Here is a 1712-nt window from a genome sequence, read left to right as displayed (position 1 = left end):
CTCGGGCCCGGCGATCGAATCCTGGAGCAGATCGACTTCACCTGGGACGGCGTGGTCCTCGCCGAACAGGCCCACACCGACGGGGTGCCCGGCGGTCTCCAGTTCGCCGACCTGCACGTGACGGTCTGGGACTACGAGCCCGGCACGTTCCGCCCGCTGGCCCAGCGCGAACGCGCGCCCCTGCGCCACGCGCCCCAGCAGTGGGTGGACCAGCAGTTCTACTCGATCGTCACGGACCTGGTCGGCTCCCCATCGGAGCTGATCAACGACCAGGGCGGAGTGGCCTGGTTCCACCGGACCACGTTGTGGGGCAACACCCTCGACCACAGCCGCACCGGCGCCTACACGCCACTGCGCTTCCCGGGCCAGTACGCCGACCCGGAAACAGGCCTGAACTACAACTTCCACCGCCACTACGACCCGGCGACGGGGCGGTACGGCAGTGGGGACCCGCTCGGGCTCGACGGGGATGTCGCTGTGCATAGTTACGTGCACAATCCGACAGAATGGATCGACCCGCTCGGGCTTGCTCCAGAAGGGTGCCGTAGGCACTGGGAGATCACGCCAGAGGGAACTGAAAGAACAGCTAGGCACCGCACGTTCGGTACATTCAGCCAGAGCAAATCGGACGGTTTATGGTGGTCCAAGGATAACGCGGGGCACGGGGAATCGGCGTGGAAGGTGTTCGAGGAAGGGAAGAAGGGTCTGACGTGGAGGGCTGATGCTGACGAGTACGGTGATTTCATTGAGGGGAAGCACAAGGGGCCGACCGGTCTTTTCGTCCCCTGGAAGGAGCTGGGATTGAAATGACCATCATAAGTCCCGAGGAATTTATTCGTCTTCGTGTCAGCGACGAACCTGAGGAGTACCGCAGGGCGGGTCAAGAGGATGCTCCGCTGAACGTATGGATCGAGATCATTGATTCATTTCCTGAGATGCGAGTCTGGGTGGCTAGGAACAAAACGGTTCCTGTTTCGATTCTATCGACACTTTCTTTGGATCCTGATCCTTTGGTTCGATCTGCAGTGGCGGACAAGAGGAAGGCTGGGGCGGAAATACTTTCCAGATTGGCGCAGGATTCGGAAGAGTCGGTTCGTCTTCGTGTCGTGCGAAATAGGAAGGCGCCCAGGGCTGTTCTTGAATTGTTGACCGAGGACGAGTGGGATGAAATTCGGTCGATTGCACGAAAAAGGTTGACTCAAGATTAGTTCCGAATCGTCTCTTGGGGGAGTGTTTTTCGTCGAATCAAAGGCGCGTGGGTGAAGTGGAGCCTCCTGCTGGCTCTGTGCTGTCTCACGTTGAAGCGGTATGTTCCGGGGGTGCCGATCGGGTTCTGTAGGGCACATATCCGGCCCTGTTTTCAGTTCTTCGTGTTGCATTCGAAGATATAGATCCCAATCGCGGCGTGCTAGTGTCTTCGGTTCCTGAGCGGTTCCGTGACGAATGTGTGTCCAAGGCCGCATGGTCCTGCGCCAGCGCAGGCGGCTGTCGCACAAGCCCGACACCTGGCGCTACTTCTGGGACGCCGACGACCGGCTGACCGGCGTGCTCACACCGGACGGTTCCCGCTGGCGCTACCGCTACGACCCGCTGGGCCGCCGCGTCGCCAAGCAGCGCCTCGGGCCCGGCGATCGAATCCTGGAGCAGATCGACTTCACCTGGGACGGCGTGGTCCTCGCCGAACAGGCCCACACCGACGGGGTGCCCGGCGG

The 1712-nt window shown here is 61.3% G+C and carries 2 protein-coding genes and 1 pseudogene; all 3 read left to right on the top strand.

The window, feature by feature from the left end; translation table 11 throughout:
- The coding region (locus ACWD38_RS30315; protein WP_450125447.1) for an RHS repeat-associated core domain-containing protein at positions 1–810 on the top strand (810 nt) is incomplete at its 5' end.
- Positions 807–1208 carry a hypothetical protein gene (locus tag ACWD38_RS30310; protein WP_450125446.1) on the top strand — a complete coding sequence of 134 codons (402 nt, stop codon included), beginning with the start codon at positions 807–809 and terminating at the stop codon, positions 1206–1208. The genes ACWD38_RS30315 and ACWD38_RS30310, both read left to right, overlap by 4 nt.
- Positions 1209–1452: 244 nt before the next feature.
- Positions 1453–1712, top strand: a pseudogene (locus ACWD38_RS30305) (RHS repeat domain-containing protein); the annotation flags it as partial.

This window comes from Saccharopolyspora sp. NPDC002578, assembly GCF_053592695.1.
Note: the sequence above shows the minus strand (reverse complement) of the source record. Positions and strands in the feature narration are given on the sequence as shown.

Bases quoted from the DNA above. Each gene is read 5' to 3' on its own strand.
- ACWD38_RS30310 (WP_450125446.1), top strand. From the start codon at position 807: ATGACCATCATAAGTCCCGAGGAATTTATTCGTCTTCGTGTCAGCGAC.